The sequence below is a fragment of the Pseudarthrobacter sp. KH_020_B genome, assembly GCF_057840185.1.
This window is the reverse complement of sequence record NZ_CM174506.1, coordinates 4290004-4305647: the sequence shown is the minus strand read 5'-3', so window position 1 is coordinate 4305647 and position 15644 is coordinate 4290004. Positions and strand designations below refer to the sequence as shown.

Genomic DNA, 15644 nt, shown 5'->3' with positions numbered 1-15644 from the left:
GGAGTGCTGTCCTGTCAGGCCCGGGGTACTAGCCCGGGCCTGACAGGTCAGCTTCCATCCTCCGCCGGTCCGGGGTCATTCAGCCGCCGGTTGATGAATCCTGTGTGGCGGCGGCGAACAAAGTCGCTGCGCGGCAGAACCATCTAGGCTTTCGCTACTCCGCCTTTTGCGGGCAGCACGATTTCCGCCAGCGGTTCGACGTAGCGCGCGGCCAACGGGCCCACCACGGCCATGATCAGTACATAGGCCGTAGCCATGGCCGCCAGTTCCTGGGTGACGGCTCCGGATGCAACTGCCAGTCCTGCGATAACGATCGAGAATTCCCCGCGGGCCACAAGCGCCGCTCCGGCACGGAGCCGGCCGGGGCGGGCAATGCCCTCACGCTTCGCGGCCCAGATGCCGGTGGCCATTTTGGTGGCGGTAGTGACAAGGGCGAGGACAAGCGCCCAGCCAAGCACCGGCGGAATGGAGGCTGGATCAGTGTTCAGCCCGAACGCCACAAAGAAGATCGAGGCAAAAAGGTCTCGCAGCGGGGCCAGAATACGCGTGGCACTGTGCGACGTGGTACCGGATATCGCGATGCCGAGCAAAAAGGCTCCCACTGCCGCCGACACCAGCATGGCTGACGCCACGCCGGCTACGAGCAGGGCCGCGCCCAGGACGTTCAAGAGGAACACCTCTGAGTTCTCGCTGTGGACAGCCTTGGAGACCCGGTGCCCGTGGCGCAGCGCCACCAGGAGGACCACGCTCACCACAGCCAGCGCAATCCCCACCGTGGTGAGCCCGCTGACGAAACTGACGCCGGCAAGAATGCTGGTGAGAACAGGAAGGTAGAGGACCATGGTCAGGTCTTCAAACACCAGGATGGAGATCACCACCCGGGTTTCGCGGTTGCCCAGCCAGCCCAAATCAGTGATCACCTTCGCCGCGATGCCCGACGACGAGATGTAGGTTGCGCCGCCCATCACCATGGCACCCACGAACCCCCAGTTCAGGAACAGGGCAAGTGCTGCACCCGGCAGGAAGTTCAGGACGAGGTCAAGGAGACCGGCCTGCCACGATCTTCGCAGTCCGGTGAAAAGCTCGGACGCCGTATATTCCAGACCGAGCATAAGCAGCAGCAGAATGACGCCGATCTCCCCGAAGAGGTGCGCGGATTGCTTCATGCCTTCAAGCTCCACAATCCCGCCTGTGCCAAAGGCGAGGCCGCCCAGGAGATAGAGCGGGATGGGCGACATTCCGATCCGTCCGGCCAATCTGGCCAACAGGCCGAGGGAGAACACCACTGCCCCCAGTTCAATGAGGCTCAAGGCTAGCGGGTTCATGGTCTCTTTCCTGTGACAGGATCGCGGCCGCTTAAGCCGACATTGTGGCAAACATCAGGGCCATGACGGCGGCGCCGAGGGCTTCGAGTCCGTGTGCGGTGCGGACGGAGCGTCGCGGAGTCGCCTGGCCGCGGATAGCGGTTTCGGCGGCCCGGGCACGCAGTAGAAGGACAATGAAAACCACCGCCGCAGCTGCGAAGACTACCGTCACCGGGATCGCCAGGTCAGAGGAGTTAGCCAATGCTGGTGCTGCCGTGCTGTGGGCTGCAGAAGCTGTTCCGTGATGGGCGTTCGACGCCGGCATCGCAGTTGCCGGAGCGATGTCATGGCCGGCGGTGGTCATGTAACCCATCATGGCGATCATGAGTGCCGCACCGGCCATGGTGAGGCTGTGATAAACGCATTTCAGCCGGCCCTGGCTGCCGGCGCAGAGTATTTTGAATTCCGGCCGGGCGACCGCCTGGATGGCAAACCACAGGGCAGCACCGGCAAGGACTGCGATCTGAGCCAGCATGGTGGACGGTACGAGGTTCCACAGCATGGCGGCCATGATGACGTTCATGAGGGCATGCAGGCTGTTGTTCACGCGGTCCGTGAGATGGCGTGACCTTGCCGCCTGAAGTAGGTAGTAGCTTCCGCCAAGCAGCAGGACGGCCGTGAGAGTCCAGGTAATTGCTGGGATATTGAACACGCGGATCACGCCCTTCGAACGATCTGGGTCAGGTGGAACGGTCCCCGGCGCGACTGCCGCCAGCGCCGGGGACCGGGGTAGGTGCAGATTCCCTTAGGTAAGGTCGAGGACCTTTTCCCGATCGTCGGCGTCGTGAACTGCAGGGGGAGCAGTGTCTGCTTCGGACTTCGTGCGTCGCGATTCATGCTGGGAATACAGCCAGATGGGCAGGTAGAGCGCCAGTACGAGGAAGCCGACCCAGGTTGAGGTCCAGCCGATTTCCAGGCTGTTCAGGTAGACCACGCCGATCAGGCACAGCGGCACATTGAACAGGCCAAAGATCATGGAGACGTTTGTCCAACCCTTGGGTGCGTTGAAGGGCCTTTCCAGGTTCGCGAAGGCGGGGTGCCTCTTTGCTTTGACGTAGGCGAAGAGGCTGATGCCGTTGGCGCAGGTGTAGCCAATCGCCGAGGCGGCAAGAATTGCCGCGGCGTTTCCCATGGAAATTAGCACCAGGTTGAAGGCTCCGATCACCAGCAGGGCAACAAAGGGGGTTCCGTGGCGGTTGGTTTTGCCGAAAACCCTGGGGAGGTTGCCTTCCACCGCCATGGAGTGCATGGCGCGGGAGGAACCCAGGTAAGCCGTTTGGATGATCAGCACCATGGCGGCGATCAGCATGATGATGGTGACTATTGATCCGGCTTGGCCAAAGGCGGCCTGGGCTACCGGAATCAGGGGCGATACAGACTGTTCCTGAACACCCTCGACACCGAGCACGCCGATGACTGCCGCCTGCAGTAGTACATACAGGACGAGGCAGATGATCCCGCAGGCGAGTAGCGCCTTGGGGACATCCTTTGAGGGGTTTTTGTATTCGGGGCCGTAGATGGCTGCCGTTTCCCAGGCGCAGGCACTCCACTGTGCGATCGCAAAGATGCCGAAGAGCATCAGGATATGGTGCATGTCCCAGACCCAGTCAGTGGGCCACCAGTTGCCGGTGATGTTGGCCAGGTCAACGTGTCCGGTGGCAAAGGGCGCCACCGCCAGGATGACCAGCGGGATCAGGGAGATGGCTGCCAGGATGTAGCCCAGGAGGGCGCCATCTTTGAGGCCGAACCAGTTCACTATGAACAACCCGCCGAAGATCACCAGACCGGAGATCAATGCGAGCTGATACTCGGTAAAGGTCTCGCCCAGCGCCGGAAACAGCCCATGCAGGTATCCGCCGGCCGTGATGGCGAAGATCGCCAGGATCGGGTTCCAGCCAAACCAGTAGCTCCAGGCGGTGAAGCCGCCGATCAGCTTGCCCTTGTCGTACTTGCCCTTGTAGTTCTCTGTGCGGAACACGTGCTGCGCGAAGCCTGGTAGACCGGAGGCCTTGGGAAACGTGGTGGCCATTTCAGCGTAGGCGGTGCTCTGCATGGCACCCTGCAGGACCGATATTCCCCAGATAAGGATTGCTGCGGCAGCCACGTACATCGGAAGGTAACCCAGCGAAGGCAGGATCAGCATGGGAACACCCAGTGCAATGGCCATGCCCTGTTTCCAGTCGATCGACCTTTTTAGGTCATCGCCGCCATCGGAACGCTTTTCACTCATGACATCTCCTTTGATGAATTGAACGTCGTGTGATCTTTACTGCCTGGCCGCCTCTGGCGGCCGGCAAGTGTGGGACGGACCCCGATGCGCGAACGTCCATGCACGTAGGAAGGTCCGAGAGGTTTCGCCCTGGTGGCGCGGACGCGGGAGCGCCGTGACAAATCACCGCGCTCCCGCGACCTTAGTTAGGGATTGTTAGTCCGTGCTGCAGCACTTTTCTGTGTTGGTGGTGGTTTCGGTTCGGTTTTCGTTGCTGGGGAGGTTGAGGGTGGGGTTTTGGTCGAAGAAGCCGTGGGGTTCGAGCATGAAGCCGATGTTTTGGCGGGGCATGATGGGCCAGTCTTCGAGGCGGACGACGTGGTGCATGCCGAAGGTGTACCAGACCACGAGGTCCTGGTCGACGATGTTCCGGTCTTTTTGGGTCCAGATGTGCAGGCCGTCGTCGGCGCCGGTGGCCTGGTTGGGGAATTCGCCGGCGGCGAAGCGTTCGGTGCGGTCGTAGGCGGTGACCCAGAGGTTGTTGCGGGCGAACTGGGCGCGTTTGCTGACGTAGGATTCGTCGCCGGCGGCGAGCTGGATGCCGTCGGTGGGGATGAGGCGGTAGGCGACGGGTTCGTTGACGATGTTGCGGCTGTCGCGGTTGGCGATTTTCCAGAAGCGGTGTTTGGAGGTGTCGGTTTTGCGGATGGCGGCCTGTTCGGTTTCCAGGAGCCGGTCCACTGCCATGAACGCGGTGTGGGTGGGGTTGTGTTTGGGGATTTCCATGTCGACTTCGTAGACGGCGTTGGTGGGTCCGTCGATTTCGAAGTCCATGCGGACGTTGAACATGTGCTGGTGGATGGGGGCGTAGAGTCCGTCGTTGTTCAGGGTCTGGCCGTAGGGGCTTTTCTCGCCGGGTTTCTGGCCGGCGGTGGAGAGGATGCCGGTGGCCTTGACGAGGAATTCGATGCTGCCGTCGAGGAAGAGGTGCCAGTAGAAGGCGTATTCGTAGTTGGCGACGGTGGCGATGAAGGAGATGACGAGTTTGCGGCTGCGGCGGGTTTCGGTGGTGCCTTCGCGGAAGTCGAAGTGCTTCCAGAGGATGGAGTCGTCTTCCTCGTGCATGCAGATGGCGTTTTCGATGGTCAGGGGGTTGCCGTGGCTGTCGGCGGTGATGCCGTCGAAGTATTTGATTTCGCCGAGGCAGTCGCAGCCCAGGGTGAGGGAGTTGGCCATGTTGCCGATGTTGTATTCGCCGGAGTCGAAGGCGTTTTTCTTGGCCTGGACGGGGGCGGTGTCGCCGTAGGGGACCACCATTTCGGAGAGTGAGGCGCGGTTGATGACGGGGCGTTCGACACCCTTGTTGCGGAAGCGGAGCTGGTGCAGGACCAGGCCTTCGCGGGGGGTGAAGCCGACGCGGAAGGACCAGTCGGCCCACTGGACGTGGTTTCCGGTGACGGTGAAGGACGCGCCTTCGGGTTGGGTGATGGAGATGGGCTTGAGGTCGGTGCGGGCCTCGCCGACGTATTTGGGCAGGTAGTTGCCGCTGGCGGACGGGACGGGGATGGCCTGGTCGTCCTCGACCTTGACGACTTCGCCGGAGTTCAGGTCCACGATGACGATGAAGTTCTCGATCGGGTGGGCGTAGGGGCTGTCGTCGGCTTCCTCGCGGACGAAGACGAGGGCGCGCATCAGGCGCCGGCCCTGGTCGTCTTCGCCGAAGTAGCCCACGGACCAGGGTTCGAAGCAGACCAGGGACATGTCGGTGATGCCGCGCTTGGCCAGGGCGGCCTGGACCTCGGGGTTCTGCCGGCAGCTCTCTTCACCTTCGGCGAATTCGTCGAGCATGAACGGGGGGTGGATGTGCGCGGCCAGCTGGGTCCATTTCGAGACGATGCCCGTTTCCAGGTCCACGATCGCTTCGTAGGAGCGTCCCTCGGCACGGTTGACGAGGACCGCGTCGGCCTCGCGGATGGTTGCGGCGCCGGTCCGGAGCAGTTCCTTCTCCGGCTCGCGCAGCTCAATACTGATGAAGCGGAACGACTCGGCCGCGGCCGGGCCATCCTTCAGGATCGCGGCCGCACGGGAAATCTCGGCGCGGGAGAGCGGATCGAGAGGGTGCGCAACCCCTACCCCGGTGTGGATTTCAGTGTTGAGAGTCATGGTTTTCTCCTTGGTTTCTATTCAAAATGACGGCTCTTATAGCTGGCAGCCAGCATGGTTTTATTGCCATCGCGGGATAAAGGACAAAACATCCACGGAATATCAGAACGGTTAATCAATTGATTTTCCAGAACTGCTAATTCTTTCGTGCATACGATGCTGCGCTAAAAGACCCTCCCCGGGCCCGGTTGAGGCTGGAGAAAGGGATCGCTTGCAATCGGCATCCTCTATTTCGAGAGTGTCAGCCGGGCTCAACTTCGGGCCCTGCTGGCGTGATGCGGATCACTTGTATTCCGTCTGTGTAAGAAAACTACGTCATTCAACTCGGCCAGGCGAGCCCTTTCTGGATATTTACGTGAGAAATTCACCGCGGCATTTTCCCACCGCAGTTAACATGTTGGAAACATTCACAAACGCGTTCGCAGCCGTCATCGACGGCGGGGAATGCTAATGTTTTGCACCTCTGGCCGGTGACATGTGTCACGCGAAATCAAAGACGAGCCTGCACGCCGGAGGGAAAGTTGGTCCCAGTGTCTGCCCGCGGTGATCGCTTCATCACTCCCCGCTCTCCGGTGGAGGGCCTGAGGCGCCGGAAGCTTTCCTTCCTGCCGGTCTTCGCGCAGTCAGTAGCCAACGTGGCGCCCGCGGGTGCCATGACAGTCATCCCGGCCCTGATCTTTCCGGGCCTTGTCTTTGGGTCCGCCGGACCGAACCTTGTGCTGACCTTCGGCGCAGCCATGGCCGTCATGGTCCTGGTTGCCTTCTCTCTGAGGCCGATGGCAAAGCGCATGGCTGCCGTCAGCGGGCTCTACAGCTACACGGCCAAGGGTCTTGGCCAGCGGACGGCAATTACCGCCGGCTGGTCGGCCATCTTCGGGTACGGCCTTGTGGCCATGGCCAGTCTGCTGGCTGTTGGCACATATATCGTTGAGCTGTTCGTCAACCTTGGCATCCGCGTCGCCGATCCTGAGGTTGTCACGGTGCTGGTCATTCTTGCCGCCGCGGGCGCCGCCAGTTTCCTCATGGTCAGGGGGATCCAGTTATCTGCGTGGTCCACGCTGTTAATGGAAACCATCTCAATTGCGATACTCGCCGTCCTCATGGTGGTCTACTTCGCCCTAAATAAACCGCCGGTCAGCCTCGGGAGCGTGTTTGCCTGGAACGGACAGATTGATTCGTTATCGATCGCAATCGTGGTGGCCGTCAGTGCCTTTGTCGGCTTCGAAAGCCCAACCACGCTTGGAGGGGAGGCACAGAAACCCTTCGTCAGCGTGCCGCGGGCCATTACGTGGACCCCCATCCTGGCGGGCGTGCTCTATCTCCTCGCCGCGACCGCCCAGGACGTAGCCCTCAGGGATGCACCGTCAGACATCACAGCCAGCTCCACACCGTTGTCTGACCTGTTTTCCCAGACTTCCCCGGTGTTCGCCGCAGTCCTTGACCTCGGAATCGCCGCATCCTGGTTTGCGTGCGCCATCGCATCTGTGAACGCCCTGGCCCGGATATTTTTCTGCATGGGAAGGGAAGGCGTCGCCCCCCGGGCCGCCGGCCGGACACATCCGGCCTTTCGGACACCTTCGACGGCGATCCTGGCCGTTATGCCGGTTGTGGCCATAGTCCCCATCGCGATCATCATCTCCGGAGCCAGTCCTGAGCAGGGCCTCGCCGACCTCTTCACGCTTGGCGCCTACGGATACCTGGGGTCCTACATCCTTGCCAGTGCGTCCTTGCCCTTCTTCTTGCGCAGGATCGGGGAGAACACGTACGCCAGCTGGGTACTGGGAGCAGTAACTTCGCTGGTCCTCGGTGCGGTGCTCTGGACGGCGGCAGCAACTTCGATTGGATCAGGCAATCTGCAGACCCTCATCTACGGCGGCGTCCTCCTCGCCAGCGTCATTTACGCCATGTACCTTCACCGCCGGTTACCCCTGCGTCTGGCGTCAGTGGGCATCTACGACGAGACCCGCGAATCGGACCTGTTTCATGGCGGGCCGATCAAATGAACTACAGACCTACACACTCCGGTTCCGGCCCAGCGTCAAACTCGCTCAGGATCCTGGAGATCGTGGCAAGGTTCGGCACCGGGACAACGGCGAAAGAGATCACCGATGCCCTGCGCATGCCTCCGGCAACCGCCTACCGGATATTGAACGCCCTCGTGGGGGACGAATATCTGGCCCGTACTTCTGATCTCCGCGGATTCGCCCTCGGACACGCGATTTCAGGCCTGGTGACGGCTGCGACCCCACCAACCGTTCCCACCGCGGCCCGCACCGTCATAGAAGAGTTCCGGCAGGGAAACCGGTTTGCAGTGCACCTCTTCATGTTCAGGAGCGCTTCCCTCCGGATCGCCGATGAAGATCCTGATTATCCGCTCCACTCGGTATTCGAGCTGCTGCGGTATCCACACACCTCCGCCGCGGGGAAGCTGATGCTCGCTGAACTTGGCGATTCGGTCTTCCCACTTCCGGGCGGTCAGCTGGTGAAGCTGACAGCGGACACCATTACCGACAGTGGCCGGCTGGAGGAGCAGTTGGCGGAAATAAGGCTCAATGGCCAGGCCTCGGAAATCAACGAATTCGAATCAGGATCCGCCAGCCTGGCACTTCCCGTGCGGCTGCCCGACGGGTCAGTCGGCGCGGCCCTGTGTCTCACCGGTCCCGCGGAACGGTTCGCCACCATCTCCGAACACGCGGAAGAGGCCCGTGAATTGACGTCTAGACTGTCGCCTCTCCTGTTCTGATGAGTGGACGACTCGTCATGTAACTGTCCTCGGTTCCTCAGCACTATCCTCCACAAAACAGCCCCGCTTCCCAGCCTCCGGACGTAAACTGACCTCCGCACCATAAATCGCGGGACAGAAACCTTTGGAGCCGCGGATGCTCTGGAAACTGCTTGTTGAATACCTGCGGCCGCACCGGCAGCTGCTGATCGCCGTCGTGATTTTCCAGCTGGCGCAGTCCATCGCGTCGCTGTACCTGCCCACGCTGAACGCGGACATCATCGACGAGGGTGTGGCTAAAGGCGACACCGGCGTCATCCTCAGCCTGGGCGGCCTGATGCTGGGAATCACGCTGCTCCAGATCGTGTGCGCCGTGATTGCCGTGTACTTCGGGGCCAAAGCGGCGATGGGCACCGGAAGGGACCTCCGCGGGGCCATCTTCCAAAGAGTGGGGGAGTTCTCCGAGCAGGAGGTCACGAAGTTCGGCGCGCCCAGCCTGATCACCCGGTCCACGAACGACGTCCAACAGGTCCAGCAGCTGGTGCTGATGGCCGCCACCATGATGGTGGCCGCGCCCATGCTCGCCATCGGCGGGGTGATCATGGCCGTCCGGCAGGACGTGCAGCTGTCCTGGCTGATCGCCGTCGCCGTGCCCGTGCTCATGATCGGCGTAGGGCTGATCATCACCCGGATGGTGCCGCTGTTCCGGAAGATGCAGAAGCGGATCGACACGGTGAACCGGGTGCTCCGCGAGCAGCTCACCGGCATCCGCGTGGTGCGCGCGTTCGTCCGCGAGGACATCGAGACCGCCCGCTTCGCCCAGGCCAACGAGGACGTCACGGACACCGCGCTGCGTGCCGGCCGGCTGATGGCGCTCGCGTTCCCCGTGGTGATGCTGGTGCTGAACGTCTCCAGCGTGGCCGTGATCTGGTTCGGCTCGTTCCGGATCGAGGACGGCTCCATGCAGGTGGGCACTCTCATCGCCTTCCTCAGTTACCTGCTGCAGATTCTGATGTCCGTCATGATGGCCACGTTCATGGCGGTGATGATCCCGCGCGCCGCGGTCTCGGCGGACCGGATCGGCGAGGTGCTGGGGACCGAATCCAGCGTGCGGCCACCGTTAAAGCCCGTGAGCAGCTCGGTCTCCTCCGACGGGCACCGCCGCGGGCAGCTGGAAATGCGCGACGTCGGATTCGCCTACCCGGGTGCCGACCAGCCCGTCCTCTCGGGCATCAGCTTCACCGCCAGGGCAGGGCAGACGACGGCGATCATCGGCAGCACCGGCGCGGGCAAGACCACCCTGGTGAACCTCATGCCGCGGCTGTTCGACGCCACCACCGGCTCGGTCCGGATCGATGGCGTGGACGTCCGCGAGCTGCACCCGGACCTGCTCTGGGGGCACATCGGCCTGGTGCCGCAGCGGCCCTACCTGTTCAGCGGCACCGTCCGCAGCAACCTGCAGTACGGCAAGCCGGACGCCACCGAGGAGGAGCTCTGGTCCGCGCTGGAGATTGCCCAGGCCCGGGACTTCGTGGAGGAGATGGAGGGCGGGCTGGACGCGCCCATCTCCCAGGGCGGCACCAACGTCTCGGGCGGGCAGCGGCAGCGGCTGGCCATCGCCCGGGCGCTGGTGAAACGGCCCGAGCTGTACATCTTTGACGACTCGTTCTCCTCGCTGGACACCGGCACCGACGCCCGGCTGCGCCAGGCCCTCAGGCGCAGCACCGCCGGCGCCACGCTGGTGATCATCGCCCAACGCGTGTCCAGCATCGTGGACGCGGACCAGATATTGGTGCTCGACGACGGCAGGATTGTGGGGCGCGGAACGCACCATGAGCTGCTGGAGACATCGGAGACGTACCGGGAGATCGTCTCCTCCCAGCTGGCAGCGGAGGAGACGGTATGAGCTCGCCGCACCGGCCGACGTCGGGCGCTCCCCACACTGCTGGATCCAACCCTGCCGCCCCCGGCGGAACCGCACCCGCCTCGAAAACCGGGACTGCCGACGTCGTACGCATTCCCCGTCCGGCAGGCGGACCGGGGCGCGGCGGGCCGTTCGCGGGGATGAACGTCCCGGCGGAGAAGGCGATGAATTTCTGGCCGTCGGCCAGGCGGCTGCTGGGCACGCTGCGGCCGGAGCGGGCGTGGCTGCTGCTGGTGCTGGTGATGGGGATCGCGAGTGTGGCGCTCTCGGTGATCGGGCCGCGGCTGCTGGGGGAGGGCACCAACCTGATTTTCGCCGGGGTGGTGTCGCGGGAGCTGCCCGCCGGGGTGGGCAAGGCGGAGCTGATCGCGCAGCTGCGGGCCGCCGGGGAGAACCAGCGGGCGGACATGCTCACGCCGATGGCGCTGACGCCGGGGCAGGGGATCGACTTCGCGGCGCTGTCCGGTGTGCTGCTGTGGGCGCTGGTGCTGTATGTGCTGGCGTCGGCGTTTATGTGGGTGCAGGCGTATGTGCTGAACGGGGTGGTGCAGCGGACGGTGTTCGGGCTGCGCGAGGAGATCGAGGCGAAGATCCACCGGCTGCCGCTGCGGTATTTCGATTCGATCCAGCGCGGCGAGCTGCTGAGCAGGGTGACCAACGACGTGGACAACATCTCGCAGAGCCTGCAGCAGTCCATCAGCCAGGCGGTCACGTCGGTGCTGACCGTGGTGGGTGTGCTGGTGATGATGGTGATCCTTTCGCCCACGCTGGCGCTGATCGCGCTGGTGACCGTGCCGCTGACGCTGGGGATCACGGCGCTGATCGCCAAGCGCTCGCAGAAGCTGTTTGTGGCGCAGTGGAAGCACACGGGGGAGCTGAACGGGCAGATCGAGGAGACGTACACCGGGCATGCGCTGGTGAAGGTGTTCGGCCGGCAGCGCGAGGTGGAGGAGCGGTTCCGGCAGAAGAACGTGGAGCTGTACGACGCGAGTTTCGGCGCGCAGTTCATTTCCGGGCTGATCATGCCGGCCATGACGTTCATCGGGAACCTGGTGTACGTGGGGATCGCGGTGGTGGGCGGCCTGCAGGTGGCGTCCGGGGCCATGCAGCTGGGCGACGTGCAGGCGTTCATCCAGTACTCGCGGCAGTTCACCATGCCGCTGGCGCAGCTGGGGTCCATGGCCAACCTGCTGCAGTCCGGGGTGGCGTCGGCGGAGCGGGTGTTCTCGTTGTTGGATGAGGATGAGGAGTCTGCTGAGCCTCCCTCTTCGTCTGGTCCTGTTTTTGGGCGTGGCCGGCTGGTTTTTGAGGATGTGTCCTTCTCGTATTCGCCGGACAAGCCGCTGATCTCTTCTTTGTCTCTTGTGGCGGAGCCGGGGCAGACGGTGGCGATTGTGGGGCCCACCGGGGCGGGGAAGACCACTCTGGTGAACCTGATGATGCGGTTCTACGAGCTGGACGCCGGGCGGATAACGCTCGACGGCGTGGACGTCACCTCGGTGCCCCGGCGCGAGCTCCGCTCGCGGCTGGGCATGGTGCTGCAGGATACGTGGCTGTTCGGCGGGACCATCCGGGACAACATCGCGTACGGCCGGCCTTCGGCTACCGAGGACGAGATTTTGGAAGCCGCCCGGGCGACGTACGTGGACCGGTTCGTGCACTCGCTGCCGGAAGGGTACGACACCGTGCTGGAGGACGAGGGGTCCAACGTGTCCGCCGGTGAGAAGCAGTTGCTGACGATTGCGCGGGCGTTTCTGGCTCGGCCGTCTGTTTTGATTCTGGATGAGGCGACGTCTTCAGTGGACACGCGGACCGAGGTGCTGGTGCAGAAGGCCATGCGTGCGCTGCGGTCCGACCGGACTTCTTTTGTGATTGCGCATCGCCTGTCCACGATCCGCGACGCCGACCTCATCCTGGTGATGGAGGCCGGCCAGATCGTGGAGCAGGGGACGCACGCTTCATTGCTGGCGGCGGGCGGGGCGTATGCGCGGCTGTACGAGGCGCAGTTCGCGGCTCCTGTGGCGGAGGTTTAACGAGGCTTTGAGTATGGATGGTCCAAACAGAGTCAGTTCCACTGGACAGCGCAAATCCAAGTGCAATCACGGGATATGCTCGGAATGGACAGCCCTTGGGGGATGACTGTAGGACTGGGCCTAGATGTCGGTGCTCGGGGAGATGCTGTCCACAAACCCAATCAGGAATATCCGGAGGCAACCAGTGGGGAACCCAATTGAGATCGACGATGCAATCGTCCTTCTGCTCGGGGCACGCGTTCCAGGAACAAAGCCCGGTGAGATTCAAGGAATAACCAGGCTCGAGAAGCTTGTATTTTTACTTGAACGCGAGACTTCCAGTAAGAATTGGCTAGGGGAGGACGCGAATTTTGAACCGTATAATTTTGGACCTTTTTCACAAAAGGTTTACCAAGCCGTCGACATGCTTGCGGCTGCCCAGCTCATTGAAGACTCATCCTCGCCGTCCGCGGACGTGACTGATACATGGGAACAGCGAGAGGGCATTGGGCTGGATGCAGGGTCGGCAGGTCAGACGAGCGACCCGTATCGAACGCGAGACTTCAAACTGACGGAGCGGGGATGGAGATACTTTGAGGCGCTGACTAAGGAGCTCCCCGGTGGATCCATCAACGAACTGCAGCAATTTAAGCGTCAGTTTGGATTCCTACCACTGAGGCAACTCATCAGGTACGTCTACTCTCGATACGAAGATTTCACCACGAAGTCCGTAATTCGTGATGACATCCTGGGACCGGCCACGTGACTTCCGTGTTTGAAATTGTATCCGCTCTCGCAACCGTTCCAGATCCCGCTTGGGGTTTCGGCTTTGGAGGCACTACTTTTGTTTTGAGCGTGCCAGCGGCCTGGGCCAGTTTGCATCTACGTGGAAAAACACATGGACGCTTGAAGAAACCCGTAGACATAGCATATGCGGGGTTAACCGAGCGCGCCGTCGATACGCTTCAGGTGCTTCAGAGTCATCTGAATGAGGTGCTTCCAGATCCCAGTTTGCCCTTCAACCCTTCGGATGTAGTCGTCGACCCTTCCTCGGTGGAAAAGTCAGCGAAACGGGGCATCCGTTCGCTAAAGGAGCGGCACCGAATATATCGCCAGTTTCGTACGATATTAGCCATTTGCAGTATCCTCAAATACGTTGCTTTTGCATTTACGTTGATGGTATTGACGTCCACCCTCCTCTATTTTTTTGCAAACTCAGTAATTGCGTTATGGCAAACCTGGTCATGGATCACCGCCGGTTTGGCTATTGTAGCTATAGTGCTAGTTATTCTTTACGGCGTGTTCGAAACTCGCATTCAAAGCTCCATAGAGCATGCCGATCCGGTTGTAGAGAAAGACCAGTTCTCCTCATGATGGTTTTTAGAGATAACGACGTCGCTTTCCAGACGGAGGGGGAATCAAAGATGATGCCCCATCTTGTGGACTGGTTGCGCCGGGCACGTTGGCTTAGGGAAGACTCACTGGCCGTTCGAGAATTCCCAATAAATGGCCGTAGAGCCGACCTCATAACTATGACACGTTCAGGTGTCATCTCCTCGTATGAACTGAAGCTCGGTGGCTTCGGACGTGTTCTTGAACAAGCCGTGTATAACAGACATAGTGTGGACCGCTCTTGGGTGGTGGTGGGCAGTTTGCCACGTAATGAGAATGTTCGAGAGGCATCGCGGTTTGGTATTGGGGTTATTGTCGTATCGGAGGACCGCCCCAGGGTTCTTGTTCGCCCTGGTCGCTCTGATTTTGATATAGAAGCAAGAAATAGGGTGGGGTCGAAGTTGGCGGAGATTGGGGTAACGCGTGTTTGAAAAGTTTCAACATTATCTGAGTTACGGTTCTACCGATCAGCAGACAGTCCGTGAGTTGTCTCCGTATTTCAACGGTCTACTCGTTCCTGGCACCATTGCTGCATTCCAAGCCGAAGGCACTAAGGGGTTTGTCCTCTCATTGTCCGCAAGGTCAGCAGATCCCTACGTCATCGATTCCAGGTTTCCGCTGTTCCAAAATCGCCTCGCGCAACCCAAGAAGTCTCATCAGATGCTCGCCGATATACTTGGTGTGCCTTCCCTTGTGAATCGCTATTCCGCGCCTGTGCCCAGCGATTTCGATCTCGGCGTGGTAGAACGTATATCGGCCAATTGGATCGATTTCAACGTTGGATTCGAAAACGTCAAAACGAAGACTTTCGACAAGTACGCGGCTCGCTTAGGTGAAAGCGTCCTTCCTGAGAACCGCCAGGATCCGGCATTTGTTTTGCCACCTTACACAATGGTCAGAAGCCTTGCGGATGGGTGGGAGGACGTCTCGCGTCTCATATGGGACAGGTCTGTGGATTATGCCAAATCAAAGAATGTCGCAGGAAAGCTACGCCGCGTCTTAGCAGCCGATAGCGCGTCGGTCTGGACCCAGCTTGCGGCGAACGTCGCGGACGAGGAGATCGTCGCTTGGGTAAGCGATCTGGACGAATTCAAAGCATCCTCCGAAAACGAACTATTGGCGTACGGAGAAGCGCTGAAGGCGGCACAGCGTAGAGGCCAACGCGTATTCGCCCTCTACGGAGGTTTCTTCTCCGTTCTCTTAGCCCGATACGGACTGACTGGTTCTTCACACGGGATTGGTTTCGGCGAGCACCGCGACTGGATCGAACTGCCGAGTTCTGGTGCTCCGCCCGCCCGCTACTACGTTCCTAGGCTTCACAGGTACGTTGGCGTTGATGTTGCGACGACGGTGTGGCGACAGTTTCCTGAACTCGTGTCGTGTGACTGCGATGAGTGCTCGGGGCAATCCCCAGCGACCCTTGACTATCATGCACTGATGCGGCACTCGGTACGTGTGAGATCCGCAGAAATATCCGATTGGCTTGACCTGCCCACCGACGAAGTTATTGCTCGTCTCAAGGGGGATCATAATGCCTACAGGAACGCGGTGGGGTCTCTCAATGCGCCCGCTAAGCTGGTGCACCGCGTAGCGGACTCATACTCGCATCTATCCGCCTGGGCGAGAGTGATGGAGCAACTAGGTTAGTTCTAGGAATTGCGTAAACACTTGTAGAGCTGTGTCGTGCGTCAAGGCATTCCGCGTGGGGTGTCTGACAGACACTGCCGCCAGCCAATCAGCCTGCGTACCGTGGAGCTCGTGGACAGAAAAGAAGAGGCCGTGAGTTCCTGACCTGACTCGTGCCACTGGGGCCGCGATTTCAGGTTGATAGGCGTCTGACCTGCTGTTTCTCGCTGGG

General features: G+C 61.2%; 11 protein-coding genes. 7 read left to right on the top strand and 4 right to left on the bottom strand.

Annotation, left to right across the window (positions count from 1 at the left end):
• Window positions 1-143 precede the first annotated feature (143 nt).
• From AC3IT0_RS20135 to AC3IT0_RS20120, 4 genes are all read right to left on the bottom strand, one after another.
• The gene (locus tag AC3IT0_RS20135; protein ID WP_489321417.1) at window positions 144-1325 is read right to left on the bottom strand and encodes a cation:proton antiporter; all 1182 of its coding nucleotides are present in this window, start codon (window positions 1323-1325) and stop codon (window positions 144-146) included.
• 31 nt (window positions 1326-1356) lie between these two features.
• Window positions 1357-2016, bottom strand: coding sequence for a DUF5134 domain-containing protein (locus tag AC3IT0_RS20130; protein WP_489321416.1), 660 nt, complete (start codon window positions 2014-2016; stop codon window positions 1357-1359).
• Window positions 2017-2109: 93 nt separating this feature from the next.
• Complete coding sequence (locus AC3IT0_RS20125) at window positions 2110-3594, bottom strand: APC family permease (protein ID WP_489321415.1); 1485 nt, start codon at window positions 3592-3594, stop codon at window positions 2110-2112.
• A gap of 195 nt (window positions 3595-3789) precedes the next feature.
• Window positions 3790-5736 (bottom strand): primary-amine oxidase, encoded by a 1947-nt coding sequence (locus AC3IT0_RS20120; RefSeq protein WP_489321414.1) that lies wholly within the window; start codon window positions 5734-5736, stop codon window positions 3790-3792.
• Window positions 5737-6266: 530 nt separating this feature from the next.
• Between AC3IT0_RS20120 and AC3IT0_RS20115 the strand changes: the two genes are divergently transcribed.
• From AC3IT0_RS20115 to AC3IT0_RS20085, 7 genes are all read left to right on the top strand, one after another.
• On the top strand, window positions 6267-7739 hold the full coding sequence (locus tag AC3IT0_RS20115) for an APC family permease (RefSeq protein ID WP_489321413.1): 1473 nt from the start codon (window positions 6267-6269) through the stop codon (window positions 7737-7739).
• Window positions 7736-8479, top strand: coding sequence for an IclR family transcriptional regulator (locus AC3IT0_RS20110; protein ID WP_489321412.1), 744 nt, complete (start codon window positions 7736-7738; stop codon window positions 8477-8479). Before AC3IT0_RS20115 ends, AC3IT0_RS20110 begins: the two co-directional genes overlap by 4 nt.
• Before the next feature lie 136 nt (window positions 8480-8615).
• Entirely contained in the window at window positions 8616-10364 is a 1749-nt protein-coding gene (locus tag AC3IT0_RS20105) for an ABC transporter ATP-binding protein (protein WP_489321411.1), read from the top strand.
• A complete protein-coding gene (locus AC3IT0_RS20100; protein ID WP_489321410.1) occupies window positions 10361-12415 on the top strand; it encodes an ABC transporter ATP-binding protein in 2055 nt (684 codons plus the stop codon). Before AC3IT0_RS20105 ends, AC3IT0_RS20100 begins: the two co-directional genes overlap by 4 nt.
• A gap of 124 nt (window positions 12416-12539) precedes the next feature.
• Complete coding sequence (locus AC3IT0_RS20095) at window positions 12540-13160, top strand: hypothetical protein (RefSeq protein WP_489321409.1); 621 nt, start codon at window positions 12540-12542, stop codon at window positions 13158-13160.
• Window positions 13157-13768 (top strand): hypothetical protein, encoded by a 612-nt coding sequence (locus AC3IT0_RS20090; protein WP_489321408.1) that lies wholly within the window; start codon window positions 13157-13159, stop codon window positions 13766-13768. The genes AC3IT0_RS20095 and AC3IT0_RS20090 overlap by 4 nt, the downstream gene beginning before the upstream one ends.
• A gap of 441 nt (window positions 13769-14209) precedes the next feature.
• Window positions 14210-15433, top strand: coding sequence for a hypothetical protein (locus AC3IT0_RS20085; protein ID WP_489321407.1), 1224 nt, complete (start codon window positions 14210-14212; stop codon window positions 15431-15433).
• Window positions 15434-15644 lie beyond the last annotated feature (211 nt).